This window comes from Denitromonas ohlonensis (genome assembly GCF_007625205.1).
GTDB classification, from domain to species: Bacteria; Pseudomonadota; Gammaproteobacteria; order Burkholderiales; family Rhodocyclaceae; genus Nitrogeniibacter; species Nitrogeniibacter ohlonensis.
In genome coordinates this window covers 1-24,362 of sequence record NZ_VMNI01000004.1, presented here as the reverse complement: position 1 = coordinate 24,362, position 24,362 = coordinate 1, and the positions used below count along the sequence as shown (strand labels likewise).

Here is a 24,362-nt window from a genome sequence, read left to right as displayed (position 1 = left end):
GCAGCGTAGCGTCTGGCACTCTGCATCGTCACGGCCACGCCCATGAGCATCCGCCTCTTCATCCTGCTGACATCCGCCATTGTTGGCTTGGTCTTTGTCGGCGGCAGCTGGTTTGCCGTCACCAGTGGATTTGAAGACACGCTGACCCGACATGCGCGCACGCAAGCCACCGAAAACGCCCGACTGACCCAGGCCGCGCTCTACGAAGTGATGAGCACAGGCTGGAACGCCGACCAGGCACGCGCCTTCGAAGCTGCGCTGCGCGCCAGCAATCCGGACCAATCCATTCGCATCTACAGTGCGGCACCGGCGCCCGACACCGGCCGCACGAACGACGCCATGGTGCAAACGGCCCTCAGCACCGGACACCCCCAGGAACAAAGCACCAAGGGCGTGCTGCGCACGGTTTTCCCGCTCAAGGCCGAAGCGCGCTGCCTGAGTTGTCACGAGCAGATTCAAGAAGGTGAGGTGCTGGGCGCCATCGAGGTGCGCGCCCCGATCACCCAGGTGGTGTCCGAAGCCTTGTGGGCCTTCTTTTTCAGCGCCATGCCCAGTTTGCTGCTGGGCATCGGCATTGCCACCGGCGCCGTCTGGTGGGTCGGCCGCCGAATCGGCCGCAGCGTCGAGAGCGTCGAGGCGCAGGTCAACGCCATCAACACCGTCGCCGACCTCAAGCAGCTGGGCAACCCCCGTCCGCATCAAGGCTTCGAGGAAATCGAACGCATCCAGCACGCCCTGGGCACCTTGGCCCTGCGGCTGCGCTCGATTGCGGTGGACAAGGACATCCTGCTGTTCGAAATCGGCTTGCTCGAGAAATTCGTCATCACCTCCGAGGTGATCCGCGACTGGCGCGAGTATGTCACCCAGCTGCTACGCGACATCAACGCGATGATCGAAGTGCATGTGCTGTTTTCGGTGTTCCAGATCGACGACGAGGCCTTTGACGTCGAGGTGTTCTGGCACGGTCAGCCCAGCGAGCGTCTGCGCGCAAAAATTGAGGCGCAAATTTCGGCCGCCGTCCAGACGCACCCGCGTCTGTCGGGCCCCGCGGAGGTGACCCTGCGCCATCACCACGACAGCACGCAGCCGCTCACCGACGAGGTCGACACCGCCGAGCTGGCGCTCAAGGTGAAGTCCTTGTTTGTGGCGCAACCCAAGATTGGCGGCATCGTCGGCATCGGCGTGCATACCGAAACCCTGAGCGACCAGACCCACATGCTGGTGCTGGAGAGCATTCTGTCGACGCTGCTCAATGTGGTCGGCTCGATCAAGGCGATCCACAAATACACCCGCGACCTGGAGTACTACGCCACCCGCGACCCGCTCACCAGCCTCTACAACCAGCGGGTGTTCTGGGAGCTGCTCGGTTACGAAATCGGTCGCAGCCAGCGCCATTCGGTGCCCTTCACCCTGCTGCTGCTCGACCTGGACAACTTCAAGCTCATCAACGATCACTACGGCCATGCCAGCGGCGACCAGTTCTTGCAGCAGTTCGCCAGCAGCGTCGGCGCAGCCCTGCGACCGGGCGACATCTTCGCGCGCTACGGCGGCGACGAATTCGTGATGGTGCTGCCGGAGGCCGACATGGAGCAGGGCTACACCGTGGCCCAGCGTGTGCTCGAGGTGGCGCGCAATGTCTCGATTCAAGTTAAAAGCGGCGACAAGGTGCATGCCTCAGCATCCATCGGCGTGGCCGTCTTCCCCGATCACGCGGCGGATGCCAAGGACTTGTTCCTGTTTGCCGACACCATGATGTATCGCGCCAAGGCCGAGGGCAAAGAGCGGGTCCGCCTGCCCACCAACGCCGACGTGATGGCGGTATTCCGCGATCTGTCCGAGATGGGCGTGGCGGTACTGGCGGCGGTGGACGAAAAGCGCATCACACCCTACTTCCAACCGATCATGGGCGTGGCCAGCAAGCGGGTCGCAGCGGTTGAAGTGCTCTCGCGCATCGAGATCAATGGCGAGATCGTCCGCGCCGACCAGTTCATCGAGATCGCCGAGAAGGTCGGCGTCATCCACCGGCTCGACGCCATCGTGATCGAAGCAGCGCTGGCCAAGGTGGCAGAGACCGACTATGACGGCTACCTGTTCTTCAACCTCTCACCGCGCGCGCTGGTGCTGTCGGAATTCACCACCACCTTGCGCAACATAGTGGCCGCATCCGGTTTCCCGCCGGCACGCATCGTGTTCGAAATCACCGAGCGCGACACGGTCAAGAATCTGGCGCTGATGCAGCGCTTCCTCGCCGAGTTGCGCGCCGAAGGCTTCAAGCTGGCGATCGACGACTTCGGCTCCGGTTTTTCGTCCTTCCACTATTTGCGCAACTTCAGCTTCGACTTCCTCAAGATCGAGGGCGATTTCGTCGCCAACATGCTCAACAACGATCGCGATCAGGTCTTCGTGCGCAGCATCACGGCGCTGGCGCGGGAACTGGACATTGAGGTCATTGCCGAATTCGTGGAGAGCGCCGAGATCCTCGCCTTGCTCGAAGAAATCGGCATCGAGTACGCGCAGGGCTACCTCATTGGCCGACCGTCGGCCGAGGCACCGGGCACTCCGCGCCCCGCTCGCGCAGCCTGAACGCCGCTCAGGCGGCCGCGGCCGTCGAGGTCTCGTCCGACGGCAGCTCGCCCCGGCTCAGATAAATCGTGCAGGCCACCCGCAGCAGCGATGAGAAATTGCCGACATCGCCCTGCTTCTGCAGCAATTCATCGTACAAACGCGCCAGAAACTGCGGCAGGCTGAAGCCCTCGGTCGCCGCGAGGCGTTCGAGAATGTCCCAGAACTGACGCTCCAGCGCCACGCTGGTGACATGGCCGTTCAAGCGCACCGAGCGCTTCACCGTCTCGTAGTTAGCCGGGTCCTGCCCCGAATACAGATTACACATCACGCCTCCTTGTAGCACCTCGCTACTACCCCGACCGCCGGCCGGCTCTCTACAGTGTAGTTGCCTTCGCTGCGATGTCATTCCTGCGCGAAGCCCACCCCCTGAAGGAGACAATCATGAGTCGAAAAATTCTGCTGCTGGCCGGCGACTTCGTCGAAGACTATGAGCTGATGGTGCCGTTCCAGGCCTTGCTGGCCATCGGCTACACCGTACACGCCGTGTGCCCGGACAAACAGGCCGGCGACCAGATCGCCACCGCCATTCACGATTTCGAAGGCGACCAGACCTACACCGAGAAGCGGGGTCACAACTTCACGCTTAACGCGAGCTTTGACGCGATCGACCCGGCGGACTACGACGGGCTGTGCATTCCCGGCGGGCGAGCACCGGAGTACATCCGCCTTAACCCGCGCGTGCTCGAGATCGTGCGGCACTTCGATCAGGCCAACAAGCCGATCGCCGCCGTCTGCCACGGTTTGCAGGTGCTGGCCGCCGCCGACGTGCTGCGCGGCAAGCACTGCACTGCCTACCCGGCCTGCGGCCCCGATGTGCGCGCGGCCGGCGGTCACTTCGAGAGCATCGCGGTGGATGCGGCCATGACCGACGGCAACCTGGTCTCGGCGCCCGCCTGGCCGGCGCACCCGCAATGGATTGCGCAGTTTATCGCGCTGCTGGGCACCACGATCCATCACGCTTGAGCCTGCGCGATCCGGTCAGCGCCCGCGATCGGCCGGGTAGCGCCTGAGCGCCGCGACGACGTTAAGCTTGTGCTAATTTGGGGTGTGCTGGCAGGGTCTGCCAGCACACCCCATTACCGCCAAGGAGGTCGCCATGCCGGACCCGACACCCAGCACCGCCCAGGATCCGCAAAGCCGCTATCTGCGCCGCGTCGAGCGCCGCCTGAAAGTGCTCGAAACGCTTGATCAGGCCGGCCTGGGCGTTTTTCTGTCGTCCGATAGCCAGCAACGCAAGCATCACATTGAACTGTTCGCGCGGCTGATCGCGCGGCAAAGCGAGTTGCCGCAGCTGAATCGAAGCACGTTTGAGCAAGCCGCCAAACTGCTGGAGCAACGCCTCGAAGCCATGCAGAAGCATCTGCCCAGCGATGTGCAACACCGCAACCGGATTCGCCGCAACTGGTAGCGTGGCACGCGCTTATCGAGGCTGATCCTGGATCGGCAATTTAGGGGGCGCGGACGGCGGCCGCGGTGACGTGGGGTGCGCTGCGGCATCGGCCAGCTGGTGACGGACCTGGCGAACCTCTTTGCGCGTGCGCAAGGTCCAGGGCAGCATCGCCAGCGCGCCGATCAGCACGCCAAGCACCAAGGCCAGCAGCAGCGCGACCGAGAGCGTGGTCTCGAAGCGCCAGATGACAAAGCTCAGCTCCACCGAGTGAAAGTTCTGCAGCGCGAACACCGCCGCCAACACCACCGACACCGCCAGAAGCACGTTACGCATCTTTGCTCTCCATGACTGCCGAGCCGTCGGGCTCGTCGCTCGGTGGCTGGCGTTCATTCACCGATGATGCCCGGGCGCCGCCGGCGAGGATGCCTGGAACCTCACCACTTTGCTTGAGCGCATACTCGGTCAGCACCGGCCCAATGGTTTCGAGAATCACGATGGCGCCGAGCACAATCGCCGACAAGGTTGCCGCAAACTCAGGATAGCGCGCGGCGGTCATCTGCGTCAGGCCGATCGCCATGCCCGCCATGGGCACCAGCGTCAGCCCGGTCAGGGCAGACTGGCGGAAATCCAGTCCCGCGCGGGTCAGCAGCATCACGCCAGCACTCTTGCCGACGAAGCGCGCCAAGACAAAGGCCACCGCCGCGAAACCGGCGGAGCTCAGATCCGCCAGATGCAAGCGCGCCCCCGCCACAACGAACAGGATCACAAAGAAGATTTCACCACCGCTGCCGAAGTCGACCGGCAAGACATGTGAATGACGATCGAGGTTGCGCGTCATGACGCCGAGCGCGAGCAGGCTCAGCAGCATCGAGCCATTAGCCAGCTGGGCCACGCCAACCGTGCCCACCACCATGCCGATCAGCAGCGCGAACTGCGTGGTTTCGTCTTTGGGCAGCATGCGGGCGAGGCGCAGCAGCAGCCACGCAAACACCCCGGCGATCCCCAGCGACACGCCAAGCACATACAGCGGCTCAAGAACGGCGATCTCCCAGCCCGAGTTGTGCGCGTAGTGAATAAAGGGCAGCAACGCGGTATAGGCCAGGAAGGAGAGGATGTTGTTCATCGCCACCAACATCAGGCTGCGATCGGTCAGCGGCCCCTCGGCGCCGAGTTCCTTGACCACCAGCAGCACCACCGCGGGGGAGGACGAAATGCCGATCGCAGCGGCCACCGCGGCCTGCATCGGGGCGATATCAAACAGTGTCAGCACCGCGAACACGCCCGCAAAGGCGAGTCCGGCCTCGGCAATGGCGGCCGCAAACAGCGATCGCTCCCGCCGGGCGAGCGACAGATCAAGGAGGCGCCCCAACTGGAACAGGATCAAGCCGAGCGCGACATCGACAAACACCTGCGCGCCATCGAGCATTTCAGGCGTGAGCACCCCTGTCAGACTCGGCCCGAGAACAAAACCAATCGCAATGAAGCCGGTGATGCGCGGCACAAAACCACTGCGGTGCGCGAGTTCGCCACCGAGCAGTCCGGCCAGCATGAGCAGACCGAACAGAATGAAGCCATTGATATCAGGCGGCCACGGGGGCAGAAACGGCCAGTTCATCGTTGGTGTCGCTCGATGGGTCGTTCAGAGTTCAGAGAAGGGCCGGCCGGCGGCGTCTTCCTGCACGGACATGCGGGTCGCCAGCAATTGCAGGTCGGCGCTGAGACGGAGCAGCACATCATGCGGCAATCGGGCGAGCGCATCGGGTAGCAGGCCGGCGACTGGCTCGGGCGCTTTGGCCAGGGTGTCAGCGCCCAACTCGGTCAGATACAGCTTGACCACGCGCTGATCCGCATGCGAGCGCTCACGCCGCAGCAAACCGCCCTTCTCGGCCTTGGCCAGCAGATTGCTGGCGGTCGAGGGGTGAATTGCCATCGCATCGGCCAGTTCGGTCACCCGGACGCCGGGTTGGCGCGACACCAAGGCCAGCGCCCACACTTGCGCGCCGCTGGCCCCGCAACGCCGCTCGATGTTCTGCAGATGGTGGCGCACTTCGGCGTAGATCGCGCGGAAAAGGCGCAGGGCTTCGTGTGTGGCGTTATCGGAGACGGACCCGGTCATAATTTACTTTTGTGCAAAAACAAACCGCATCATAGGCGGGCCGTCATGCCACGTCCAGCACCACGACCAAGGACCGCCTCAGGCGCCGTAGCCATCTGGATTGCCGGACTGCCAGCGCCAGGCGTCTGCGCACATGTCGGCCAGATCGTGCTCGGCGCGCCAGCCCAGCTCGGCCAATGCCAAGGCGGGGTCCGCGTAGCATTGCGCGATGTCACCGGGGCGCCGCGGCGCAATCCGGTAGGGCACGGGGCGACCCGAGGCGCGCTCGAAGGCTTTGACCACCTCGAGCACGCTGTAACCACGCCCCGTACCGAGGTTCAGCGTCAGCACCCCGGCGCCGGCCATCAGTCGCTCAACCGCGCGGACATGGCCGATCGCAAGATCGACCACATGGATATAGTCACGCACGCCCGTGCCGTCAGCTGTCGGGTAGTCATCGCCAAACACGCCCAGTTCGGCCAGTTTGCCCACCGCGACCTGACTGACATAGGGCATGAGATTGTTCGGAATCCCGTTGGGGTCCTCACCGATCAGCCCCGAGGGATGCGCGCCCACCGGATTGAAGTAGCGCAGCAAGGCCATTTGCCAATCGGCGTCGGCGGCAGCCACGTCCTGCAGGATAAACTCCAGCATCCATTTGGTCCGCCCGTAGGGATTGGTCGGCGCCGTCGGGAAGTCCTCGCGGATCGGCACACTGGCCGGGTCCCCATACACCGTCGCCGATGAGCTGAAGACCATGCGCTTGACCCCACGCGCCGCCATCACCTCCAGCAGCACCAGCGTGCCAGCCACATTGTTGTCGTAGTAGGCATGCGGCTTCTGAACCGACTCCCCCACTGCCTTCAGCCCGGCAAAGTGAATCACCGCATCCACGGGCTGTGCGGCAAACACGGCATCCAGCCCGGCGCGATCTCGGATATCGACCTCATGAATGGCCGCCACAGGCCGACCGGCGATCTGGCCGACCCGCGCCAGCGCCTCGGGGTTGCTGTTGCTGAAGTTATCGACCACGACAACCTCGTGCCCCGCCGCCAGCAGCGCAACGCAGGTATGCGATCCGATATACCCCGCGCCGCCGGTCACAAGAATGCATGCCATGCCGAACCTCCTGATTATGCGTTCGGCCGGATCATACCCCGTCTGGCTGACAGGCGATGCCGACCCAATAAAAAAGCCGCCCGCAGGCGGCTTGGACGCACGCGACGCGACGGGTCAGTGCGCGCCGTGCTTCATCTTCATCGCTGGTGCAGCCAGTTCCCGCACGGGGGCCTCGACCTGGACATCTTCGCGCTGGCCGTCTGCCGCCTCAAAGCTGAGCGTCAACGGCACCACGGCACCTGCATTCAGGGGCGCAGTCAGCCCCATCAACATGATGTGATAACCACCGGGCTTGAGTGCGACCGTCTGACCCGCGGGCAGGTCGATCGCCGCGACCGGACGCATCTTCATCACATCGTTTTCCATGCTCATCTCGTGCACCTCGACCACCGGCGCGGCCGGGCTGCTCGCCCCGACCAGTCGCATCGGCTTGGCCGCAGTCAGCCCCATGAACGCGCCCGTGGCTTTCTGGGCGGCCACCGTGCCGCGCACCCACGGCTCGCTCACCGTCACATCACCTGCAAAAGCAGCCGCCGCAGAACAGGACAGCACCAGCGCCGCCATCAGGGTTCGAGTATTCGTCATCACATTCACTCCCTACGTTTATCGCGCAAGAGCCTACTCCAAAGTCGCATTCCGGCGCTGCGGCAGTTCGTCGCACCGAGCCGCCAGCGAAGCACTTCCGCCATAATGAGCGGCAATGCCAACCCCCAACTCCGCCCCGCCTGACGCTGCGCCCCCCCGTGCCGACGGGCGTCCGCTCGCGCGGCTTGTGTCGCTGCGCTGGTATTCCATCACAGCTATGGTGGCGCTGGCCTTCGGCGCCGCACCCGCGCTCAATATCGACATTCCGGCCGTTCCCATCTTGCTGGTCGCCAGCGCGCTCGGCGCGTGGAATGCGCTCGCACGCTTCGTTTTTCTCGCCCGCGACGAGCCCGGCCCCTGGAGTCTGTTGCTGGAACTGATTGTCGATCTGGCGGCGTGGAGCGGCGTGCTCTACCTTACCGGTGGCGCAACGAATCCGCTCATTTCGCTTTTCCTGCCGCTGATCGCCGTCGGCGCCGCGGTACTTCCGGCAGTGCAAACATGGCTGCTCGCGGCGCTGTCAATCTCGGTGTACTCATGGCTGTGGGTGCACCATCGCCCCCTCGGTCTGGCAGACCCGACCCGCGCCATCGACTGGCATTTGGCCGGCATGTGGGGCACTTTCGCGGTGTCGGCGCTGGTCATCACGTGGTACGTGTCACGCATGACCGCCACCGTGCGCGCACGTGATCTCGCGCTGGCGCAAGCCCGCGAGCGCCGCCTGCGCAACGAACGAATCGTCGCCATGGCCAATCTCGCCGCTGGGGCAGCCCACGAGATGGGGACGCCGCTGGGCACCATGCGCCTCATTCTCGACAACCTGCAGGCACAGTGCTGCGACGACCCCGAAACACGGGAGGATCTCAACATCATGGGGCAACAGATCGGCCACTGCCGGCACATCCTGTCGCGCCTCACCGCCTCGGGTGGCCAAGCCCGGGTAGAAGCCGGCGGCGCGCTGGATATCGCGCGCTGGCTGGACGATCTGGTGATGACCATCGAGTCGCAGCGCCCCGACGCCAGCATCAACTGGGCCGACACGGACCACCTCGCTGGACTGCGCATGGTCGCCGACCAGTCGGTGACACAAGCCCTTCACAACCTGATCAACAACGCGATCACGGCAGACCCCAGCCGGCAGGCCACCCTCACCGCCGAGCGCCAAGGCAGCCGGGTGTCCATCCATATTGCCGACAGCGGCCCCGGCATTCCATCCGACGTGCTCAATGCCCTGCATGAAGCCCCGAACCGCCCGTCGCAAACCAAGGACGGGCTCGGCATTGGGCTACTCCTCAGCCTCAGCGCCATCGAAGCCTTTGGCGGCACCCTGCATTACGCCCCCCGCGACGGAGGCGGTACCATAAGCACTGTCACTCTCCCCCTCTTGAGCACATGACGACACTTGGCATTCAGACCGTTCTGGTGATCGACGACGATCCGGCGTTCAATCGCATCCTCTGCCGCACCTTGTCGAACCGGGGGCTCAGCTGCGTCGGTGCGCTCGACAGCGCCGCCGCCCTCCAGGAAATGCGGCGCGTTCGCCCGGACGCCGTCATCCTCGACCTGAACCTGGACGGCAGCTCCGGCCTGCCGCTGATCGCCCCCCTGCGTGAGCTGCGTCCCGACACACGTATTCTGGTTCTCACCGGCTACGCGAGCATTACCACGGCGGTGGACGCGATCAAGCTAGGGGCACACCAATACCTCGCCAAACCGGCGGATGCGGAAAGCATTCTTCGTGCACTGGTCGATGCCGTACCCGAGGCCAAAGATGCGGCGCCGCTCGAACCGATGTCGGTTGACCGGCTCGAATGGGAGCACATTCAGCGCGTTCTAGGCGAAAATCAGGGCAACATTTCGGCCACCGCAAGAGCACTCAAAATGCACCGGCGCACACTACAACGAAAACTCGCGAAACGCCCCGTCCGCGAATGACCCAAGAAACCGGCCCGCGAATCGACAAATGGCTATGGGCGGCGCGATTTTTCAAAACGCGCGGCCTGGCCAAGACCGCGATCGACGGCGGCCATATCCACCTTAACGGGGTTCGCGCAAAACCCGCCCGCACGCTTCACTGCGGCGATCGCCTCGACATTACCAGCGGCACACGGCACGTCTCCGTCATCGTCGACGCGCTCTCCGAAACGCGTGGTCCTGCGGCAATCGCCCAGCAACTCTACACAGAAACCGCGGAGAGTCTGGTCCGAGCCGAAGCCGCGCGGGCGCAGCGCGCTACGCAAGCCGAACCCCGCCAAGGCGGGCGCCCCACCAAGCGCGACCGAAGAGCCATCCACCGCTTCAACGAGGGTGTGGGCTGACCGCTTGCGGTCCGCGCACCACACCAAGGCCAGCCTCGGCATGGTCGGACCAATACAAAAAACAAAACGCCCCGAACATGTCGGGGCGTTTTGTCTGTCAAACCCAGCGGGCCTGAACCCACTTGTTTGACCTTATGCAGCCTGCTCTTCAGCGGGTGTTTCCACCGGCGCAGCGGCTTCTTCCGGACGATCCATCAGCTCAACGATCGCCATCGGCGCATTGTCGCCGTCACGGAAACCGAACTTCAGGATACGCAGGTAGCCACCGTTACGGGTCGCGTAACGCGGGCCCAGCTCGTTGAAGAGCTTGACCACCATGTCGCGATCGCGCAGGCGGTCAAACGCCAGACGGCGATTGGCCACAGTTGCTTTCTTGCTCAGCGTGATGAGGGGCTCAACCACCCGGCGCAATTCCTTCGCCTTCGGGAGAGTCGTCTTGATGACTTCGTGCTGCAGCAGTGAGTTTGCCATGTTGCGGAACATTGCCTGGCGGTGTGCACTGGTGCGGTTCAGCTTGCGAAGACCGTTACGGTGACGCATGATCTCGTTCCTTTATCCCTGCCGATTCAACCGAGCTTTTCGAGCCCGGCCGGCGGCCAATTTTCCAACTTCATGCCGAGCGTCAGGCCGCGCGAGGCGAGCACTTCCTTGATCTCGTTCAGCGACTTGCGTCCGAGATTCGGCGTCTTGAGCAGTTCGGTTTCCGTCCGTTGGATCAGGTCACCGATGTAATAGATGTTCTCTGCCTTGAGGCAGTTCGCCGACCGAACCGTCAGCTCCAGATCATCCACCGGGCGCAGCAGCACCGGATCGATCGTCGGGGCTTGTGCGGCCTCGACTTCAACCGGCGTACCTTCCAGATCAGCAAACACCGACAGTTGATCCACCAGCACACGTGCAGCAAAGCGAATCGCTTCTTCCGGATCGACCGCACCATTGGTTTCGATGTCGATCACCAGGCGATCCAGGTCGGTACGCTGCTCAACACGAGCACTCTCGACCTTGTAGCTGACACGACGAACCGGGCTGAACGAAGCGTCCAGCACCACGTGGCCGATCGACTTGGATTCACCATTCGTCGGACGCTGGTTCGCCGGCTGATAGCCACGACCTTCCTCGACCTTGATTTCCATGTCGAGCTTGCCGCCCGGCGCCAGATGTGCGATCACGAAGTCGGGGTTGATCACCTCAACGTCGTGCGTCGTCTCGATGTCCGCCGCCGTCACGATACCTTCGCCTGATTTGGCCAGACGCAGCGTCGCATCCGTGCGATTGTGCATTTTCAGCACAACGCCCTTCAGGTTCAGCAGCAGATCAACGACGTCCTCACGAACGCCATCCAGCGTGGAGTACTCGTGCAGCACCCCCTGGATGCTGACTTCAGTCGGCGCACATCCGGGAAGCGACGAGAGCAAAATCCGACGCAGGGCGTTACCGAGCGTGTGTCCGAATCCGCGCTCGAACGGCTCCATCGTGACCCGTGCATGCACGGTCGACAGGCTTTGTACGTCAATGATGCGCGGTTTCAGCAGTACATTGCTTTGCATCAGCAGTCCTTGTTTCGCAAATTACGTCAGAAGCCGCAATTAGCGGGAGTAAAGTTCGACGACCAGACCTTCGTTCAGCGTTGCGGGCAGTTCGCTGCGCTGCGGGTAGGCTTTGAAAACGCCTTTGCCGGCCTTCACGTCCACTTCGATCCACTCGGGGAAGCCGCGGGATTCAGCCGCTTCCAGAGCAGCTTTGACGCGCAGCGTGCCACGAACGGCTTCAGTCACTTCAATAACGTCGCCAGGGCGCACGTTGTACGAAGGAATGTTCACTCGCTGACCGTTGACCAGAACGCCATTGTGACGAACGATCTGACGCGATTCAGCGCGAGACACACCAAAGCCCATACGATAGGCAACGGCGTCCAGACGACCTTCCAGCAGTTGCAGCAGATTCTCACCGGTCTGACCGCGACGGCGATCTGCCTCGGCGTAAACTTTGCGGAACTGACGCTCAAGCACACCGTACAGACGACGGATTTTCTGCTTTTCGCGCAGCTGCACGCCATAGCCAGACATCCGCTGACCAGAACGCTGACCGTGCTGACCGGGCGCGTAAGCGCGGCGCTCGATGGCGCACTTGTCGGTAAAGCACTTCTCGCCTTTCAGGAACAGCTTCTCGCCTTCACGGCGACACTGGCGGCACTTGGGATCAAGATTGCGGGCCACGTTTTACTCCTTGTTAGATACGGCGCTTTTTGGGCGGCCGGCAACCGTTGTGCGGGATCGGCGTGATATCGGTGATGCTGGTCACCTTGATACCCAGCGCGTTCAGCGCACGCACCGACGACTCACGCCCCGGACCCGGGCCCTTGATGCGCACTTCGACGTTCTTCACACCACATTCCTGAGCCGCTTTACCAGCAGCTTCTGCGGCCACCTGGGCTGCGAACGGAGTGCTCTTACGCGAGCCCTTGAATCCGGCACCACCGGAAGTCGCCCACGACAACGCGTTGCCCTGGCGATCGGTAATGGTGATGATCGTGTTGTTGAAGCTCGCATGAACATGAACGATGCCTTCGGCGACGTTCTTCTTTACCTTCTTGCGAACTTTGGTTGCAGTCTTAGCCATATCTCGTCTCTATCACTTCTTGCCGGCAATTGCCTTGCGCGGTCCCTTACGGGTGCGGGCGTTAGTGCGGGTACGCTGACCACGACACGGCAGACCGCGACGATGGCGCAGCCCACGATAGCAACTCAGGTCCATCAGGCGCTTGATGCTCATCGTGATTTCACGACGCAAATCGCCTTCAACCGAGAACTTGCCCACCTCGTCGCGCAGACGCTCCATATCCGACTCAGTCAAGTCCTTCATCTTCGTCGAACGTGCAACACCGGCTGCGTCGCAAATTTTTTGCGCGCGAGTCCGGCCAACCCCGAAAATCGCCGTCAAAGCGATTTCCGCGTGTTTGTGATTGGGAATGTTTACCCCAGCAATACGGGCCATCCGATCACCCCAGAAAGTTAAACCTTAAATTATAGTTCTGATAGCTTGCGCTATCAACCCTGACGCTGCTTGTGACGCGGATCGGTGCAAATGACACGAACCACGCCCTTGCGGCGAATGATCTTGCAATTTCGGCAGAGGCGCTTCACGGAAGCTTGAACTCTCATTTCTTTCTCCTGAACATCTTGTTACTTGGTGCGGAAAGTTATCCGCCCCTTGGTCAGATCGTATGGCGTCAATTGCACCGTGACGCGGTCCCCTGGCAGGATCCGAATATAGTGCTTGCGCATTTTTCCGGAAATGTGGCCAAGAATCGTATGGCCATTTTCCAGGCGAACCTTAAACATCGCATTGGGAAGCGTCTCAATCACTTCCCCCTGCATCTCGATGCCATCTTCCTTCGTCATGGTGCTCTTACTCTTACCGCATCGGCATTCCCGCACCTTTGAAGTTCGCCTTCTTGAGAAGGCTCTCGTATTGGTGCGACATGATGTAAGCCTGAACCTGCGCCATAAAGTCCATCGTCACAACAACGATGATCAGGAGCGAGGTCCCCCCGAAATAAAACGGTACGTTCCACTTCAGAATCAAGAACTCAGGAAGCAGACACACCAGTGTGATATACACCGCACCCGCCATCGTCAGTCGCATCAAGATGCGATCGATGTAGCGCGCAGTCTGCTCACCTGGACGAATACCCGGCACAAACGCGCCACTCTTCTTCAGGTTATCCGCCGTTTCACGTGCGTTAAACACCAGCGCCGTGTAGAAAAAGCAGAAAAACACGATTGCAGCCGCATACAACATGACGTAGATCGGCTGACCAGGAGCCAAGGTTGCAGAGATATCCCGCATCCATGCCATCCCCTCCGAAGCGCCGAACCACTGCCCCAGCGTCGCCGGGAACAAGATGATGCTCGACGCGAAGATCGGGGGAATAACACCCGCCATGTTCAGTTTCAGCGGCAAATGAGAACTCTGCCCGCCGTATACCTTGTTGCCGACCTGACGCTTCGCGTAATTGACCAGGATCTTTCGCTGACCGCGCTCAACAAACACCACCAGCGCCGTGACCAGCACCACCAGGATGCAGATGAACAAAGCGATGAAGGGGTGCATTGCGCCCGTTCTGACCAGCTCGAACAATCCGCCAATTGCACTTGGCAAACCGGACGCGATACCCGCAAAGATAATCAGCGAAATACCGTTACCCAGACCACGCTCGGTGATCTGCTCGCCCAGCCACATCAAAAACATCGTCCCGGTCACCAGCGTTGCAACCGCCACAAACCGGAACATCACACCAGGATCCAGCACCAAGCCGGGCTGACTTTCAAGTGCGACCGAAATACCGATCGCCTGAAACAGCGCCAAGCCCAAGGTGCCATAACGGGTGTATTGGGTAATCTTGCGACGCCCCGCTTCACCCTCTTTCTTCAACGCCTCAAGCTGAGGCGAGGCAACGCTCATCAGTTGCATGATGATCGAAGCCGAGATATACGGCATGATCCCGAGCGCGAAGATGGTGAATCTCGACAACGCACCGCCGGAAAACAGGTTGAAGACCCCGAGGATTCCGCCCTGCTGCGTCTGGAACAGCTCCGCCAAACGCTGCGGATCAATTCCTGGCACAGGGATGTGCGCACCGATGCGATACACCACCAGCGCCCCCAACAGGAACACAAGCCGGCGACGCAAATCGCCGAACTTGCCCTGGCTACCGAGGGTCGCGGGTTGTTTTGCCACGATCTACCGCCTTACGCCGCGACGCTGCCGCCGGCAGCCTCAATCGCTGCAAGCGCACCTTTGGTCGCACCGACACCCGACAGGGCGACTTTGCGGGTAATGGCACCCGACAGAATCACTTTTGCCGACAGCGCATCGGCAGGAATCACTCCAGCCTGTTTCAGCACCAGCAGGTCAATCTGATCGACCGGCAGCTGATCCAGTTCGGACAAGCGGACTTCAACGTTGCGGCCACGCACCAGCGACACAAAGCCACGCTTCGGCAGACGGCGTTGAATCGGCATCTGACCGCCTTCAAAACCGACTTTGTGGAAACCGCCGGAACGGGATTTCTGACCTTTGTGGCCACGACCTGCGGTCTTGCCGAGGCCGCTGCCAATGCCGCGCCCGACGCGCTTACGTGCGTGCTTGGCGCCTTCGGCCGATTTGATGGTATTGAGTTGCATTTAGCCCTCGCACTTCACCAGGTAGGCGACTTTATTAACCATGCCGCGCACCTCGGGGGTGTCCTGAAGCTCAACCGTATGGTTAAGACGGCGCAAGCCCAGACCACGCACGGTGGCACGATGGGACTGCTTGGTTCCGATGACGCTCTTGATGAGCGTAACTTTTACTTTTTTGTCAGCCATGAGTTCACCCCATCACTTCTTCGACCGTCTTGCCGCGCTTGGCAGCAATCTGGGCCGGAGTGCGAACTGCGAAGAGGCCATTCAACGTAGCGCGAACCACGTTGTACGGGTTCGACGAACCCTGGCTCTTGCAAATGATGTCGGTCACGCCCATCACCTCGAAGACGGCACGCATCGGGCCGCCCGCGATGATTCCGGTACCCGTAGGTGCCGGCTGCATCAGTACCGTCGCGGCACCGTGCTTGCCAATCACCGCGTGATGCAGGGTTCCGTTCTTCAGGGAGACTTTCGCCATCTTGCGACGCGCTTCGTCCATCGCCTTCTGAACGGCAACAGGCACTTCGCGGGACTTGCCCTTGCCCATGCCGACCGTGCCATCACCGTCACCGACAACCGTCAGCGCTGCGAAGCCCAGAATACGGCCACCCTTGACAACCTTGGTGACCCGATTAATGGCCACCATTTTTTCGCGAAAGGAATCATCGCGTTCTTCGGCTGCCGGGGCGCGTTTGGTTTGCTGTTTCGCCATTGCTAACCTCGCTTAGAACTTGAGGCCGGCTTCGCGAGCCGCCTCTGCCAGCGCCTTGACGCGGCCGTGATAGTGGAATCCAGCACGATCAAAGGCGACCGTTTCGATGCCGGCGGCCTTGGCGCGCTCGGCAATGGTCTTGCCAACCGACACCGCGGCGGCAACAGTGCCACCCTTGCCCGCTTCGCCACGAACTCCCTGCTCTACCGTCGAAGCCGCCGCCAGAACGCGGGAGCCACAACCAGAAATGATCTGGGCGTAGATGTGCAAATTCGAACGGAACACCGTCAGTCGGACCGCTTTCAGCTCGGAGATTTTGGCTCGGGTTTTGCGAGCCCGACGCACGCGCGTCGCTTTTTTGTTCATCATGACAAACGGCCCTTACTTCTTCTTGGTTTCGCGGATGACCACAACCTCGTCCGCGTAACGAACGCCCTTGCCCTTATAGGGCTCCGGGCTCCGGTAGGCGCGCACTTCGGCGGCAACTTGACCGACTTGCTGCTTGTCGACACCCTTGATCAGAACTTCCGTCTGGGTCGGCGTTTCCACCGTCACGCCAGCAGGCATCTGGTGCGACACCGGGTGCGAGAAACCAAGACTGAGGTTCAGCTTGTCGCCCTGAGCCTGAGCACGGTATCCGACGCCAACCAGGGTCAGCTTGCGCTGAAAACCCTGCGTTACACCGGTCACCATGTTGGCCACCAGCGAACGCATCGTTCCGGACATCGCACGCCCTGCGACCTGACCAGCCACGGCTGCGCACTGAACTTCGTCACCATTCAGAACAATCGAAACCGCCGGATGGAGCGCACGAGTCAAGGAGCCCAGCGGCCCTTTGACAGTAATGTTTGCTGCATCGATCTTGACATCCACACCCTTGGGGACGGAGACCGGATTTTTTGCTACACGCGACATGTCCGCCTCCTTACGCCACGATGCAGATGACTTCGCCACCGACACGACCAGCACGTGCGGCACGATCGGTCATCACACCCTTGGGGGTCGACACAATCGCAACGCCCAGGCCGTTCATGACGCGGGGCAAATCCTGGCTGCCCTTGTACACACGCAGGCCAGGCTTGGAAATACGCTCGATACGCTCGATCACCGGCGCACCAGCATAATACTTGAGCACCACATCAAGCTCGGGCTTACCACCAGCTTCCCGTACCGAGAAACCGTCGATATAACCTTCTTCTTGCAGCACTTTGGCAATCGCCACCTTCAGCTTCGAAGAGGGCATTGCAACAGTCGACTTTTGCGCCTGCTGACCGTTACGGATGCGGGTCAACATATCGGCGATCGGATCAGACATACTCATCTTCGTCTCTCCTTACCAGCTCGCCTTGGTCATACCCGGCACCTCACCACGGAAAGCGACTTCCCGGAGCTTGTTGCGACACAGACCGAATTTACGGAACACACCCCGCGGACGACCCGTCAGGCTGCAACGATTACGACCACGCGTCGGGCTTGCGTTACGGGGCAGTTGCTGAATCTTCAGCCGTGCCGCCATACGCTCCTCGTCCGACAGACTGGAGTCGTTAATTTGCGCTACCAGCGCGGCCCGCTTGGCGGCATATTTCGCCACCAGCTTGCGACGCTTCTCTTCGCGATTGATCAGAGCCAGTTTCGCCATATCGCCCTCAATTCTTGAACGGAAACTTGAACGCGGTCAGGAGCGCTCGCGCCTCTGCGTCAGTCTTCGCGGTGGTCGTAATACTGATGTTCATGCCACGCAGGGCATCAACCTTGTCGTATTCGATTTCCGGAAAAATAATTTGCTCTTTGACGCCGACGTTGTAGTTACCCCGACCATCAAAACCCTTCGCAGCAATACCGCGAAAGTCGCGAACGCGCGGCAGAGCCACCGTCACGAAGCGGTCCAGGAACTCGAACATGCGAGGACCACGGAGCGTCACCATGCACCCGATCGGGTAACCATCGCGAATCTTGAAGCCAGCAATCGACTTACGCGCCCGAGTCACCACCGGCTTCTGACCGGCCACCTTGGCCATGTCACCCACCGCGAACTCGAGAATCTTCTTGTCGCCAACCGCCTCACCGACACCCATATTCAAGGTGATCTTCGTGATTCGCGGAACCTCCATTACTGACTTGTAGCCAAACTGCTTGACCAAGCCAGGAACGACGGTTTCCTTATAGAAATCTTGCAAGCGTGCCATCGCGTTTCCTTAAGCGTCGACCAGTTCGCCGTTCGACTTGAACACGCGCGCTTTGCGACCGTCTTCAAGCACTTTAATCCCAACACGATCGCCCTTCTGGGCCGCAGGATTGAACAGCGCAACATTGGAAACATGGATCGGCATGTCTTTTTCAACAATGCCACCCACCTCACCCTTCATGGGGTTCGGGCGCACGTGCTTCTTGACACGATTAACACCCTCAACAACCACCAGCTCAGCATCCACACGACGCAGTACAACACCGCGACGACCACGATCTTTGCCAGCCAGAACGACGACTTCGTCGCCCGTACGAATCTTCTTCATGACCGCTCCTTACAGAACTTCAGGTGCGAGCGAAACGATCTTCATGAAGCGCTCGGTACGCAACTCGCGCGTCACCGGCCCGAAGATACGCGTCCCGATCGGCTCCATCTTGGAGTTCAGCAAGACCGCCGCATTGCCATCGAATTTAATGAGCGCGCCATCCGAACGGCGAACGCCCTTCGCTGTACGCACCACCACCGCGCTATACACATCGCCCTTCTTGACACGACCACGAGGCACAGCCTCCTTGATCGCGACCTTGATGATGTCGCCCACCCCGGCGTAGCGGCGCTTGGAGCCGCCCAACACCTTGATGCACATCACGGAACGCGCGCCAGAGTTATCGGCGACGTTCAGCACCGTTTGCATTTGAATCATGAGTTTTACACTCCAACTTGGCCCGCTAAGCGGTCAGTCTTGGAACCCGTTCGGGTTTTATGCTCGAAAGAGCAAAGAAGCGGAATTGTAGTGGCTTACTAAACTTTTAGCAAGCCACTACAGCCATTTATTTAAATGACTCGCGCCTTCTCAAGCACTTTGGAGACCTTCCAGTTCTTTGAGCGCGAGATCGGACGGCATTCCTCGATTTCCACCAGGTCGCCAGCCGCTGCCACACCCTCTTCGTCATGCGCATGATACTTCGCTGAACGCATGATGATCTTGCTATACAACGGATGCTTGACGCGGCGCTCAACCAGCACCGTCACCGTCTTCTGCATCTTGTCGCTCACCACTTTACCCACCAGCGTGCGGGAAGATTTCACCGTTTCCTGAGTCATTACTGAGCCGCCTTTTCACGCAGAAGGGTCCGAATGCGTGCGATGTCGCGACGCACCTTGCCAAGCTGGCTGGTATTGGTCAGTTGCTGGGTCGCCAACTGCATGCGCATACTAAATTGCGCCTTCAGCAATTCCAGCATTTCCTTATTGAGTTCTTCGACGCTCTTCGCGCGGAGTTCACTTGCTTTCATGACTACCCCACATGACGTGTCACGAACGTGGTCGCAAACGGCAGCTTCGCCGCCGCGAGGCGGAAGGCCTCGCGCGCCAGGGATTCGTCAACACCATCCATTTCGTACAACACTTTGCCCGGCTGAATCTCGGCTACGTAGTATTCCGGATTACCTTTACCCGAGCCCATCCGCACTTCGGCGGGCTTGCGGCTGATCGGCTTGTCCGGAAACACACGAATCCAGATGCGGCCGCCCCGCTTGATGTGACGCGTCATGGCACGACGCGCCGATTCGATCTGACGCGCAGTCAGGCGGCCACGGCCGGTGGCCTTGAGACCGTACTCACCAAAGCTAACTTTGGCGCCGCGCGTTGCCAGGCCGGTGTTACGGCCCTTCTGTTCTTTGCGGTACTTTCTTCTTTTCGGCTGAAGCATTATTCACTCCTGCTCTCAGTGGCCGCATCGCCACCGGTTTCGGCGCGACGGGGCGCGCGACGCTGACCGCGATTGTCGCCGTCATTACGGCCACCACGGCGTGCGCGACGCGGTTCGTTTTCCGGCTCGGTTGCTGCGGGCTGCTCATTGCGACCCAGCATCTCGCCCTTGTAAACCCAGACCTTGATGCCCGAGATACCGTAAGTCGTCTTGGCTTCCGAGACGCCGTAATCGATATTGGCGCGCAGGGTGTGCAAAGGCACGCGGCCTTCGCGATACCACTCGGTCCGAGCGATTTCAGCACCGTTCAAACGACCGGAGCTCATGATCTTGATACCCTGAACGCCCAGACGCATGGCGTTCTGGATGGCGCGTTTCATGGCACGGCGGAACATGATCCGGCGCTCGAGCTGCTGAGCGATCGAATCGGCGATCAATTGCGCGTCGGTTTCCGGCTTGCGGACTTCTTCGATATTGACGTGCACCGGCACACCAATCATCTTCTGAAGATCGGCCTTCAGGCGCTCGATATCTTCGCCTTTCTTGCCAATCACCACGCCAGGACGTGCGCTGAACAACGTGATACGCGCATTCTTGGCGGGACGCTCGATCAGCACACGACCCACAGAGGCGTGAGCCAGGCGCTTTTTCAGGAAAGCACGCACCGCGAGGTCGTCAGCCAAAGTCTTGGCGAAGTCCTTCTTCGATGCATACCAACGGGCGGTCCAGTCCCGAGTTACCGCAAGGCGGAAACCGGTAGGATGAATTTTCTGACCCATGAGTTCCCCTCAGTTCCCGACGGTCACGTACACGTGACACGTCGGCTTCAGAATACGATTGCCTCGACCTTTGGCGCGCGCGGTAAAACGCTTCAGCGTCATACCTTCTTCAACGTGAATCGTCTTCACCTTGAGCTCGTCAATATCGGCGCCGTCGTTATGCTCGGCGTTTGCAATCGCGGACTCGACCACCTTCTTGATGATCTGTGCGCCTTTCTTCGGGGAAAACGCCAAAATGCTCAGCGCCTGCTCCACCGGTTTTCCGCGGACCTGGTCTGCCACCAGACGCCCTTTTTGAGCGCTGAGGCGGACGCCGCGGAGGATGGCTTTAGTTTCCATTACCAAGACTCCTTAACGTTTCGCCTTTTTGCTGGCGAGATGCCCCTTGAACGTACGCGTCAGGGCGAATTCACCAAGCTTGTGGCCTACCATGTTTTCCGACACATAAACCGGGACGTGCTGGCGACCGTTATGCACGGCAATCGTCAAACCGACGAAATCCGGCAGTACCGTCGAGCGACGTGACCAGGTCTTGATCGGGCGCTTGTCGTTGCTACCCCGCGCCGCGTCCACCTTATTCAACAGGTGAGCGTCGACAAACGGGCCTTTTTTCAGAGAGCGAGTCATCCGTTACCCCTTAACGCTTCTTGCGGCGCTGAACAATCATCGAATCGGTGCGCTTGTTATTACGCGTCCGATAGCCTTTGGCGGGCGTACCCCACGGGCTGACCGGGACGCGGCCCTCACCCGTACGGCCTTCACCACCACCGTGGGGGTGATCGACCGGGTTCATCACCACACCGCGAACGGTCGGGCGAATACCGCGCCAACGATTGGCACCAGCTTTACCGATCTTGCGCAGCGCATGCTCACCGTTGCCGACTTCACCAACGGTCGCACGGCACTCAACGTGCACCCGGCGAATTTCGCCTGAGCGCAAGCGAAGCTGCGCGTAAGAGCCTTCACGTGCCAGCAACTGGACCGATGCCCCCGCCGAACGCGCCAGCTGAGCGCCTTTGCCGGGCTGCATTTCGATGCAGTGAATCACGGTACCCACCGGAATATTCCGGATCGGCAGCGCGTTACCAACCTTGATCGGCGCCTCGGAGCCACTCACGACCTGTTGTCCCACTTCGATGTTGCGCGGGGCAATGATGTAGCGACGCTCGCCATCGGCGTAGCACAGCAGCGCAATGTTTGCGGAGCGGTTGGGGTCGTACTCGACGCGCTCAACCTTCGCCACGATACCGTCCTTGTTGCGACGGAAATCGATCATGCGGTAATGCTGCTTGTGGCCACCGCCCTGATGACGCACCGTAATGCGGCCTGCATTGTTGCGGCCAGCATTTTTCGACTGCTTCTCGATCAGCGCTGCGTGCGGACGACCCTTGTACAGATCTTTATTTACAACCTTAACAACCGCGCGACGACCAGCGGATGTCGGCTTTACTTTTACCAACGCCATAGCTCAGTCACTCCCCAGCCGCGAAGTTGATTTCTTGGCCCGGCTGCAAGCAGACAAACGCCTTCTTCCAACCCTTGCGCTGACCGGTGATTTTACCGAAGCGCTTGACCTTACCCTTGACGTTCGTGGTCTGAACCGACTTCACCTTCACGTTGAAGAGCGACTCAACTGCCGCCTTCACTTCGGGCTTGGTCGCGTCCGAAACGACGCGGAACACCACTTGCTCATTCTTGTCGGCGATATAGGTCGCCTTCTCGGAGATCTGCGGTGCGAGCAGCACCTTCAGCAGACGCTCTTGCTTGAGCTGACTCATTGCCACACCTCCTGCATCTTCGCCAGCGCACCCTTGGTCACAACAACCTGCGGGAAGCGCACCAGCGACACCGGATCCGCCTCGGTCACCTCAAGCACCAGCACATCGCGCAGATTGCGCGACGCCAGGAAGAGGTTCTCGCTCAGTTCTTCGGTAATCACAAGAACCGAATCCACAAAACCCATGCCCTTCAGCTTTTCGGCCACCAGGCGCGTCTTCGGTGCGTCGAGGGCAAAATCCTCAACCACGGAGATACGACCTTCGCGAGCCAACTGGGACAGAATCGACGCCAGGCCGGCGCGATACATCTTGCGGTTGACCTTGTGCGAGAAGTTCTCGTCGGGCGAGTTCGGGAAAATCCGACCACCTCCGCGCCACAGCGGGCTCGACGCCATACCGGCACGAGCGCGGCCCGTCCCTTTCTGACGCCACGGTTTCCGGGTCGACTTGGCGATCTCGGAGCGCCCTTTCTGCGCACGGTTACCCGAACGGGCATTGGCCATGTAAGCCACGACGACCTGATGAATCAGCGCCTCGTTGTACTCACGACCAAACAGCACGTCGGACACCTGAACTGTTTCGGCAGACTGACCCTGCTCATTAAGAAGCTTAAGTTCCATTACGCCCCCTTGACTGCCGGCCGAACAACCACATCACCACCCCGAGCACCCGGAACAGCACCTTTCACCAGCAGCAGCTGACGCTCGGCATCCACACGAATCACTTCCAGATTCTGCATGGTGCGCTGAACGGCACCCATGTGACCCGCCATGCGCTTACCCGGCAGCACGCGGCCCGGATCCTGCGCCTGACCAATCGAACCGGCCGAGTTGTGGGACAGCGAGTTACCGTGAGAAGCACGGTTGGAAGAGAAGTTGTGACGCTTGATCGCGCCAGCAAAACCCTTACCGATGGACGTGCCGACGATATCAACCTTTTGGCCGACACCGAAGATATCCACGCTCAGCGCATCACCCGGCTTGACGCCATCGAGCGCCGACGCATCGACACGGAATTCCTGAAGCAGCCAGCTGGCTTCAACACCAGCCTTGGCAAGGTGACCCGCGAGCGGCTTACCCACCCGGCTAGCGCGACGCTTGCCGAAGGCAACCTGGACGGCCGTATAGCCGTCGGTCTCAGCGGTCTTGATCTGGCTAACGCGGTTGTCGGACATGTCAAGCACAGTCACCGGGATGGTTTGACCATCTTCGGTAAATATGCGAGTCATCCCGACCTTGCGACCTACAAGGCCTAGACTCATTTTATTCTCCCAAATCCCGGTTGCGATTGACCGGGGCCGTAAAGATTTTGCGCGAAAAACGCAAGGGCCGGATTATACCGGCCCAGGCGCACAGAACACAAGCCAAGAATTACTGCAACTTGATTTCCACATCGACGCCAGCCGGCAGATCGAGTTTCATCAGGGCGTCAACCGTCTTTTCCGTCGGATCAACGATATCCATCAGGCGCTGATGCGTACGAATTTCGAACTGATCACGCGATGCCTTGTTGACGTGCGGCGAGCGCAGCACGTCGTAACGCTCGATACGCGTCGGCAGCGGAACCGGGCCACGAACCACGGCACCGGTGCGCTTCGCCGTTTCGACGATTTCAAGCGCGGATTGGTCGATCAGACGATAGTCGAAAGCTTTCAGGCGGATACGGATTTTTTGGCTTTGCATAATAGATTCCAAAGAGCGAGGGCGGCACGTCATGTGCCGCCCGGGACGTTATTGATTACTCGATGACCTTGGCAACCACGCCGGCGCCGACGGTACGACCGCCTTCACGGATGGCGAAGCGCAGACCTTCTTCCATGGCGATCGGGGCGATCAGCTTGACGGTGATCGACACGTTGTCGCCCGGCATGACCATC

At 60.7% G+C, this 24,362-nt stretch carries 42 protein-coding genes; 6 read left to right on the top strand and 36 right to left on the bottom strand.

What is annotated here, in order from left to right; translation table 11 throughout:
• Positions 1–42 precede the first annotated feature (42 nt).
• On the top strand, positions 43–2,583 hold the full coding sequence (locus tag FHP89_RS03945) for a putative bifunctional diguanylate cyclase/phosphodiesterase (protein WP_144179150.1): 2,541 nt from the start codon (positions 43–45) through the stop codon (positions 2,581–2,583).
• A 7-nt stretch (positions 2,584–2,590) separates the two neighbouring features.
• Here FHP89_RS03945 and FHP89_RS03940 read toward each other — a convergent pair whose 3' ends face one another.
• Positions 2,591–2,890 carry a ribbon-helix-helix domain-containing protein gene (locus FHP89_RS03940; RefSeq protein ID WP_144179149.1) on the bottom strand — a complete coding sequence of 100 codons (300 nt, stop codon included), beginning with the start codon at positions 2,888–2,890 and terminating at the stop codon, positions 2,591–2,593.
• Positions 2,891–3,006: 116 nt separating this feature from the next.
• Here FHP89_RS03940 and FHP89_RS03935 point away from each other — a divergent pair, with 116 nt between their 5' ends.
• On the top strand, positions 3,007–3,588 hold the full coding sequence (locus FHP89_RS03935; protein WP_186300363.1) for a DJ-1/PfpI family protein: 582 nt from the start codon (positions 3,007–3,009) through the stop codon (positions 3,586–3,588).
• 133 nt (positions 3,589–3,721) lie between these two features.
• Positions 3,722–4,033 carry a hypothetical protein gene (locus FHP89_RS03930; RefSeq protein ID WP_144179148.1) on the top strand — a complete coding sequence of 104 codons (312 nt, stop codon included), beginning with the start codon at positions 3,722–3,724 and terminating at the stop codon, positions 4,031–4,033.
• A gap of 12 nt (positions 4,034–4,045) precedes the next feature.
• On the opposite strand, the gene FHP89_RS03925 is transcribed toward FHP89_RS03930, so the two are convergent.
• The 5 genes from FHP89_RS03925 to FHP89_RS03905 form a co-directional block, all read right to left on the bottom strand.
• The gene (locus tag FHP89_RS03925) at positions 4,046–4,348 is read right to left on the bottom strand and encodes a lipopolysaccharide assembly protein LapA domain-containing protein (protein ID WP_186300362.1); all 303 of its coding nucleotides are present in this window, start codon (positions 4,346–4,348) and stop codon (positions 4,046–4,048) included.
• On the bottom strand, positions 4,341–5,630 hold the full coding sequence (locus FHP89_RS03920) for a cation:proton antiporter (protein WP_144179146.1): 1,290 nt from the start codon (positions 5,628–5,630) through the stop codon (positions 4,341–4,343). The genes FHP89_RS03925 and FHP89_RS03920 overlap by 8 nt, the downstream gene beginning before the upstream one ends.
• Positions 5,631–5,654: 24 nt before the next feature.
• Positions 5,655–6,131, bottom strand: coding sequence for a MarR family winged helix-turn-helix transcriptional regulator (locus FHP89_RS03915; protein WP_144179145.1), 477 nt, complete (start codon positions 6,129–6,131; stop codon positions 5,655–5,657).
• Positions 6,132–6,209: 78 nt separating this feature from the next.
• Positions 6,210–7,229: a UDP-glucose 4-epimerase GalE gene (galE, locus tag FHP89_RS03910; RefSeq protein WP_144179144.1), complete on the bottom strand. Its 1,020-nt coding sequence runs from the start codon at positions 7,227–7,229 to the stop codon at positions 6,210–6,212.
• Positions 7,230–7,343: 114 nt separating this feature from the next.
• Positions 7,344–7,814 carry a copper chaperone PCu(A)C gene (locus FHP89_RS03905; RefSeq protein ID WP_144179143.1) on the bottom strand — a complete coding sequence of 157 codons (471 nt, stop codon included), beginning with the start codon at positions 7,812–7,814 and terminating at the stop codon, positions 7,344–7,346.
• 115 nt (positions 7,815–7,929) lie between these two features.
• Between FHP89_RS03905 and FHP89_RS03900 the strand changes: the two genes are divergently transcribed.
• Genes FHP89_RS03900 through FHP89_RS03890 form a run of 3 tightly spaced genes read left to right on the top strand, consistent with a single transcriptional unit; the run spans position 7,930 to position 10,132 of the window.
• Positions 7,930–9,210, top strand: a complete 1,281-nt coding sequence (locus tag FHP89_RS03900; protein WP_144179142.1) for an ATP-binding protein — start codon at positions 7,930–7,932, stop codon at positions 9,208–9,210.
• Positions 9,207–9,749 carry a response regulator transcription factor gene (locus tag FHP89_RS03895; RefSeq protein ID WP_144179141.1) on the top strand — a complete coding sequence of 181 codons (543 nt, stop codon included), beginning with the start codon at positions 9,207–9,209 and terminating at the stop codon, positions 9,747–9,749. Before FHP89_RS03900 ends, FHP89_RS03895 begins: the two co-directional genes overlap by 4 nt.
• The gene (locus FHP89_RS03890; RefSeq protein ID WP_144179140.1) at positions 9,746–10,132 is read left to right on the top strand and encodes an RNA-binding S4 domain-containing protein; all 387 of its coding nucleotides are present in this window, start codon (positions 9,746–9,748) and stop codon (positions 10,130–10,132) included. The genes FHP89_RS03895 and FHP89_RS03890 overlap by 4 nt, the downstream gene beginning before the upstream one ends.
• Positions 10,133–10,264: 132 nt before the next feature.
• Here the strand turns inward: FHP89_RS03890 and rplQ are convergent, their stop codons facing one another.
• The 30 genes from rplQ to FHP89_RS03740 form a co-directional block, all read right to left on the bottom strand.
• On the bottom strand, positions 10,265–10,672 hold the full coding sequence (gene rplQ / locus FHP89_RS03885) for a 50S ribosomal protein L17 (RefSeq protein WP_144179139.1): 408 nt from the start codon (positions 10,670–10,672) through the stop codon (positions 10,265–10,267).
• A 26-nt stretch (positions 10,673–10,698) separates the two neighbouring features.
• The gene (locus FHP89_RS03880; protein ID WP_144179138.1) at positions 10,699–11,679 is read right to left on the bottom strand and encodes a DNA-directed RNA polymerase subunit alpha; all 981 of its coding nucleotides are present in this window, start codon (positions 11,677–11,679) and stop codon (positions 10,699–10,701) included.
• 39 nt (positions 11,680–11,718) lie between these two features.
• On the bottom strand, positions 11,719–12,348 hold the full coding sequence (gene rpsD / locus FHP89_RS03875; RefSeq protein WP_144179137.1) for a 30S ribosomal protein S4: 630 nt from the start codon (positions 12,346–12,348) through the stop codon (positions 11,719–11,721).
• A gap of 13 nt (positions 12,349–12,361) precedes the next feature.
• Positions 12,362–12,751, bottom strand: coding sequence for a 30S ribosomal protein S11 (gene rpsK, locus FHP89_RS03870; protein ID WP_144179136.1), 390 nt, complete (start codon positions 12,749–12,751; stop codon positions 12,362–12,364).
• Between the two features lie 12 nt (positions 12,752–12,763).
• Entirely contained in the window at positions 12,764–13,126 is a 363-nt protein-coding gene (gene rpsM / locus FHP89_RS03865) for a 30S ribosomal protein S13 (RefSeq protein ID WP_144179135.1), read from the bottom strand.
• 53 nt (positions 13,127–13,179) lie between these two features.
• Positions 13,180–13,293 carry a 50S ribosomal protein L36 gene (gene rpmJ / locus FHP89_RS03860; RefSeq protein ID WP_004258276.1) on the bottom strand — a complete coding sequence of 38 codons (114 nt, stop codon included), beginning with the start codon at positions 13,291–13,293 and terminating at the stop codon, positions 13,180–13,182.
• 21 nt (positions 13,294–13,314) lie between these two features.
• Positions 13,315–13,533: a translation initiation factor IF-1 gene (gene infA, locus FHP89_RS03855; RefSeq protein ID WP_144179134.1), complete on the bottom strand. Its 219-nt coding sequence runs from the start codon at positions 13,531–13,533 to the stop codon at positions 13,315–13,317.
• A 13-nt stretch (positions 13,534–13,546) separates the two neighbouring features.
• A complete protein-coding gene (gene secY / locus FHP89_RS03850; RefSeq protein ID WP_144179133.1) occupies positions 13,547–14,872 on the bottom strand; it encodes a preprotein translocase subunit SecY in 1,326 nt (441 codons plus the stop codon).
• 11 nt (positions 14,873–14,883) lie between these two features.
• A complete protein-coding gene (gene rplO, locus FHP89_RS03845; protein WP_144179132.1) occupies positions 14,884–15,318 on the bottom strand; it encodes a 50S ribosomal protein L15 in 435 nt (144 codons plus the stop codon).
• Positions 15,319–15,501, bottom strand: a complete 183-nt coding sequence (gene rpmD / locus FHP89_RS03840) for a 50S ribosomal protein L30 (RefSeq protein WP_144179131.1) — start codon at positions 15,499–15,501, stop codon at positions 15,319–15,321.
• Positions 15,502–15,505: 4 nt separating this feature from the next.
• A complete protein-coding gene (gene rpsE, locus FHP89_RS03835; protein ID WP_144179130.1) occupies positions 15,506–16,030 on the bottom strand; it encodes a 30S ribosomal protein S5 in 525 nt (174 codons plus the stop codon).
• Positions 16,031–16,042: 12 nt separating this feature from the next.
• The gene (rplR, locus tag FHP89_RS03830) at positions 16,043–16,396 is read right to left on the bottom strand and encodes a 50S ribosomal protein L18 (RefSeq protein WP_144179302.1); all 354 of its coding nucleotides are present in this window, start codon (positions 16,394–16,396) and stop codon (positions 16,043–16,045) included.
• Between the two features lie 15 nt (positions 16,397–16,411).
• On the bottom strand, positions 16,412–16,945 hold the full coding sequence (rplF, locus tag FHP89_RS03825; protein ID WP_144179129.1) for a 50S ribosomal protein L6: 534 nt from the start codon (positions 16,943–16,945) through the stop codon (positions 16,412–16,414).
• A gap of 10 nt (positions 16,946–16,955) precedes the next feature.
• On the bottom strand, positions 16,956–17,351 hold the full coding sequence (gene rpsH / locus FHP89_RS03820) for a 30S ribosomal protein S8 (protein ID WP_144179128.1): 396 nt from the start codon (positions 17,349–17,351) through the stop codon (positions 16,956–16,958).
• A 12-nt stretch (positions 17,352–17,363) separates the two neighbouring features.
• The gene (gene rpsN / locus FHP89_RS03815; protein ID WP_144179127.1) at positions 17,364–17,669 is read right to left on the bottom strand and encodes a 30S ribosomal protein S14; all 306 of its coding nucleotides are present in this window, start codon (positions 17,667–17,669) and stop codon (positions 17,364–17,366) included.
• 7 nt (positions 17,670–17,676) lie between these two features.
• Positions 17,677–18,216 (bottom strand): 50S ribosomal protein L5, encoded by a 540-nt coding sequence (gene rplE / locus FHP89_RS03810; RefSeq protein ID WP_144179126.1) that lies wholly within the window; start codon positions 18,214–18,216, stop codon positions 17,677–17,679.
• Between the two features lie 9 nt (positions 18,217–18,225).
• Positions 18,226–18,543 carry a 50S ribosomal protein L24 gene (gene rplX, locus FHP89_RS03805; RefSeq protein WP_144179125.1) on the bottom strand — a complete coding sequence of 106 codons (318 nt, stop codon included), beginning with the start codon at positions 18,541–18,543 and terminating at the stop codon, positions 18,226–18,228.
• Positions 18,544–18,552: 9 nt separating this feature from the next.
• The gene (rplN, locus tag FHP89_RS03800; RefSeq protein WP_144179124.1) at positions 18,553–18,921 is read right to left on the bottom strand and encodes a 50S ribosomal protein L14; all 369 of its coding nucleotides are present in this window, start codon (positions 18,919–18,921) and stop codon (positions 18,553–18,555) included.
• A 131-nt stretch (positions 18,922–19,052) separates the two neighbouring features.
• Positions 19,053–19,322 (bottom strand): 30S ribosomal protein S17, encoded by a 270-nt coding sequence (gene rpsQ, locus FHP89_RS03795; protein WP_144179123.1) that lies wholly within the window; start codon positions 19,320–19,322, stop codon positions 19,053–19,055.
• A complete protein-coding gene (gene rpmC / locus FHP89_RS03790) occupies positions 19,322–19,513 on the bottom strand; it encodes a 50S ribosomal protein L29 (protein ID WP_144179122.1) in 192 nt (63 codons plus the stop codon). The genes rpsQ and rpmC overlap by 1 nt, the downstream gene beginning before the upstream one ends.
• Before the next feature lie 2 nt (positions 19,514–19,515).
• A complete protein-coding gene (gene rplP / locus FHP89_RS03785; protein ID WP_144179121.1) occupies positions 19,516–19,929 on the bottom strand; it encodes a 50S ribosomal protein L16 in 414 nt (137 codons plus the stop codon).
• Positions 19,929–20,708, bottom strand: a complete 780-nt coding sequence (gene rpsC / locus FHP89_RS03780; protein ID WP_144179120.1) for a 30S ribosomal protein S3 — start codon at positions 20,706–20,708, stop codon at positions 19,929–19,931. The genes rplP and rpsC overlap by 1 nt, the downstream gene beginning before the upstream one ends.
• A gap of 9 nt (positions 20,709–20,717) precedes the next feature.
• The gene (rplV, locus tag FHP89_RS03775) at positions 20,718–21,047 is read right to left on the bottom strand and encodes a 50S ribosomal protein L22 (RefSeq protein ID WP_144179119.1); all 330 of its coding nucleotides are present in this window, start codon (positions 21,045–21,047) and stop codon (positions 20,718–20,720) included.
• 12 nt (positions 21,048–21,059) lie between these two features.
• The gene (gene rpsS / locus FHP89_RS03770) at positions 21,060–21,335 is read right to left on the bottom strand and encodes a 30S ribosomal protein S19 (protein ID WP_144179118.1); all 276 of its coding nucleotides are present in this window, start codon (positions 21,333–21,335) and stop codon (positions 21,060–21,062) included.
• A 10-nt stretch (positions 21,336–21,345) separates the two neighbouring features.
• Positions 21,346–22,173, bottom strand: coding sequence for a 50S ribosomal protein L2 (rplB, locus tag FHP89_RS03765; RefSeq protein WP_144179117.1), 828 nt, complete (start codon positions 22,171–22,173; stop codon positions 21,346–21,348).
• 7 nt (positions 22,174–22,180) lie between these two features.
• Complete coding sequence (gene rplW / locus FHP89_RS03760) at positions 22,181–22,486, bottom strand: 50S ribosomal protein L23 (RefSeq protein ID WP_144179116.1); 306 nt, start codon at positions 22,484–22,486, stop codon at positions 22,181–22,183.
• The gene (gene rplD / locus FHP89_RS03755) at positions 22,483–23,106 is read right to left on the bottom strand and encodes a 50S ribosomal protein L4 (protein WP_144179115.1); all 624 of its coding nucleotides are present in this window, start codon (positions 23,104–23,106) and stop codon (positions 22,483–22,485) included. Before rplD ends, rplW begins: the two co-directional genes overlap by 4 nt.
• Positions 23,106–23,747, bottom strand: a complete 642-nt coding sequence (gene rplC, locus FHP89_RS03750) for a 50S ribosomal protein L3 (RefSeq protein ID WP_144179114.1) — start codon at positions 23,745–23,747, stop codon at positions 23,106–23,108. The genes rplD and rplC overlap by 1 nt, the downstream gene beginning before the upstream one ends.
• Positions 23,748–23,856: 109 nt before the next feature.
• Entirely contained in the window at positions 23,857–24,168 is a 312-nt protein-coding gene (rpsJ, locus tag FHP89_RS03745; RefSeq protein WP_144179113.1) for a 30S ribosomal protein S10, read from the bottom strand.
• 55 nt (positions 24,169–24,223) lie between these two features.
• Positions 24,224–24,362: EF-Tu C-terminal domain-related protein (locus FHP89_RS03740; protein WP_449240216.1), on the bottom strand; the 139-nt coding region annotated here is incomplete at its 5' end.